We start from the raw sequence: 2937 nt of genomic DNA on the forward strand, positions 1-2937 counted from the left end.
GTTTCCAGCTGGTGGGCGATCCTCAGGCACACGTCTTCGCGCCAAGGCGCGGCGATCACCTGCACGCCGAGCGGCAGGTCCTCGCCGTCCTGCCACACCGGCACCGTCACCACCGGCAAGCCGATGAACGAGATCGGCTGGGTAAAGATCCCCAGATTGGGCCGCACCGGCAGCTCGACGCCGCCGAACATCGCGGTCTTCTGGCCGAGCAGCGGCGCCTTCATCGGCGTTGCCGGGGCGAGGATGGCGTCGACGCCGTTGAACAGTTTCAGCACGCGATCGCGGAACACCCGGCGCAGTTTCTGCGCCCGTTCCACCCAGACAGCAGGCAGCATGGTGCCGGCGAGCAAGCGATCGCGTACTTCGGGGTCGAAATCGTCGGGCCGTTGCCGCAGCCGGTCGAGATGCAGCGTTGCCCCCTCGGCCATGGTGATGAGAAAGGCGGCGGCGCGGGCCGCCTGCGCGTCGGGCAGGGTGACGGTCTTGGTCACCTCGAGCGCCTTCGCCACCTTCTGCACCTCTGCCTGCACTTCGGGCGCGCCTAGGAAATAGTCGCCGGCGACGGCGATGCGCAGCCCGGGGATCGGATGCTTCAGCCGCGCGAAGGTCAGCTCGTTCACCCGCTTGGTCTGGGCCGGATCGGCCTCGTCGAACCCCTGCATCGTGTCATAGGCCAAAGCCAGGTCGCGGGTGGAGCGGGCGAATGGACCGAGATGATCGAGGCTGGAGACGAAGGGGAAACTATGCGCCCGGCTCAGCCGGCCATAGGTCGGCTTCAGCCCGAACAGCCCGCAGAACGAGGCCGGCACGCGGATCGAGCCGTTGGTGTCGGAGCCGAGGCTCAGCGGCACCAGCCCGCCGGCCACCGCGGCAGCAGGCCCCGCGGACGAGCCGCCGGTCATCCGGTCGAGCCCGTGCGGGTTGCGCGATGGGCCGTCATGGGCGTTCTCGCCGGTAAAGCCGTAGGCGTATTCGTCCATGTTGAGGCCGCCGAGCAGCACGGCGCCCGCTGCCTCCATGCGGGTCACCAGCGTCGCGTCGCGCGCCGCCGGCGGGTTGTCACGGTTGATCTTCGAGCCGGCGCGGGTCGGGATGCCCTTGATGTCGTAGAGGTTCTTGACCGCGAACGGCACGCCGGCGAGCGGGCCGGGATCCATGGCGTTGCGGATCTTGCTGTCGACGAGCTCGGCCTGCTCCAGCGCCCGCTCCGCCGTCACATCGGTGAAAGCACCGAGCATCGGGTTGTGCCGCTCGATCCGCGTGAGCGCCGCCTCGGTCACGGCGCGCGCCGTGGTGGCGCCGCTCTTGACGGCCTCAGCAATCTCGACGGCGCCGGCGGTCGCCTTCATGCGCGATAGACCGGTGCCGGCTCGGCGTCATCGTCGAGCTTCACCTGCTCGACCAAAGCCGCCATCTTCGAAGCGGTCTTCAGGTTGAGCTTGATGCCGGCCCGGTGCTCGGGCGCGATGCGCAGCTGCAGCAGCGGCGCCGCCGCATCGATCAGCGCATCGGCATCGAAGGGTTTGTAGGCCATGGCGCGTCATGCCTCGCGTCGGCCAGCCGAGTGCAGCCCCCTGCTCCCGTGCTACCAGCCGTAAATTACCCTCACACGACAGCGCCTTGTGCGGCAATCATCTTGATGGTCGCGGGGCATCGACACGGCAGCGACTGGTTTCGCCGGAACTGACATGTTAGCCGTTACAGTGAGGAAACCGCCGGGAAAGCCGGCAGCGAGGGAACAGACGTGAATCAGATCGATCTCAACGGGCAGGTTGCGGTGATCACCGGCGGCGCCTCGGGCTTCGGCCTGGCCTGTGCCAAGCGCTTCATCGCCTCGGGCGCCAAGGTCAGCCTGTGGGACCGCGATGCCGAGGCATTGAAGGTCGCGGTGGGGCTGCTCGGCGACGCGGCAGCGAGCCAGACGGTCGACATCACCGATTGTGACGGGCTCGCCGCCGCCCATGCCGCAGTGGAGAAGGAGGTCGGCCCGGTGTCGATCCTGCTCAACTCGGCCGGCATTGCCGGCAAGAACGCGCCGCTCGATGAGTACGGGCTCGACGAATGGCGGCGCGTCATCGAGATCAACCTCAACGGCACGTTCTACGTCAACCGCGTGGTGATCCCGTCGATGAAGGCGCGCAACTACGGCCGCATCGTCAACATCTCGTCGGTCGCCGGCAAGGAAGGCAACCCCAATGCCGCCGCCTATGCCGCTTCGAAATCCGGGGTGCTCGGGCTGGTGAAGGCGCTCGGTAAGGAAGTCGCCAAGTACGATATCGCGGTCAACGCCATCACCCCGGCGGTCGCCAACACCGCTATCCTCAAGGAAGTCACCAAGGAGTTCATCGAGTACATGCTGAGCCGCATCCCGCGCGGCCGCTTCCTCGAGGTGGATGAGCTCGCCAATATGGTGGCCTGGCTGGTGTCGAAGGAGAACAGTTTTACCACCGCCTCGGTGTTCGATCTCTCCGGCGGCAGGACCACTTACTGATGACCATCCGCCACTGTGTGTTCCTGAAGTTCCGCGCTGATGTCCCGGCCGCCGAGAAGCAGGGGATCTACGAGCAGCTCGCCGCGCTCGGCGTACACCTCGAGATCGACCACATGAGCTATGGCCCGAACGTCTCGCCCGAAGGCCTGCACCAGGGGTTTGTCGACGGTTTTACCATGGACTTTCCGGACGCCGCGGCGCGTGACGCGTACCTGGCCGACGGTAAGCACCAGGAGGCGGGCAAGCGGCTCGTCGCGGCGCTCGAGGGCGGGGTGAAGGGCTTGCTGGTGTTCGATATCGAGGTTTGACGCACCCTAACGGGGGATAGGTCGGGGCGGGGAGAGTACCCCCACCCCTGTCCCCTCCCCCCCAGGGGGAGGGAGACGCCAACTCGGGCGTCAGTGTTTTGGTCTCCTCCTACCTTGCGGGCTGGCTCTTATACACCT

Annotated in this window: 4 protein-coding genes; 2 read left to right on the plus strand and 2 right to left on the minus strand. The window is 66.8% G+C overall.

Annotated elements, in window-relative coordinates:
• Positions 1-1349, minus strand: a 1349-nt coding sequence (locus VW23_RS21405) for an AtzE family amidohydrolase (protein ID WP_069911531.1), incomplete at its 3' end; no start/stop codon positions are given.
• Positions 1346-1534 carry a DUF4089 domain-containing protein gene (locus tag VW23_RS21410; RefSeq protein ID WP_069911532.1) on the minus strand — a complete coding sequence of 63 codons (189 nt, stop codon included), beginning with the start codon at positions 1532-1534 and terminating at the stop codon, positions 1346-1348. The genes VW23_RS21410 and VW23_RS21405, both read right to left, overlap by 4 nt.
• A 210-nt stretch (positions 1535-1744) precedes the next feature.
• On the opposite strand from VW23_RS21410, the gene VW23_RS21415 reads away from it, so the two are divergent.
• Positions 1745-2491 (plus strand): SDR family NAD(P)-dependent oxidoreductase, encoded by a 747-nt coding sequence (locus VW23_RS21415; RefSeq protein ID WP_069911533.1) that lies wholly within the window; start codon positions 1745-1747, stop codon positions 2489-2491.
• Entirely contained in the window at positions 2491-2799 is a 309-nt protein-coding gene (locus VW23_RS21420; RefSeq protein WP_069911534.1) for a Dabb family protein, read from the plus strand. Before VW23_RS21415 ends, VW23_RS21420 begins: the two co-directional genes overlap by 1 nt.
• The last annotated feature ends 138 nt before the right edge of the window (positions 2800-2937 follow it).

Origin of the sequence: Devosia insulae DS-56 (assembly GCF_000970465.2) — a bacterium.
In the GTDB taxonomy this organism is placed as follows: domain Bacteria; phylum Pseudomonadota; class Alphaproteobacteria; order Rhizobiales; family Devosiaceae; genus Devosia_A; species Devosia_A insulae.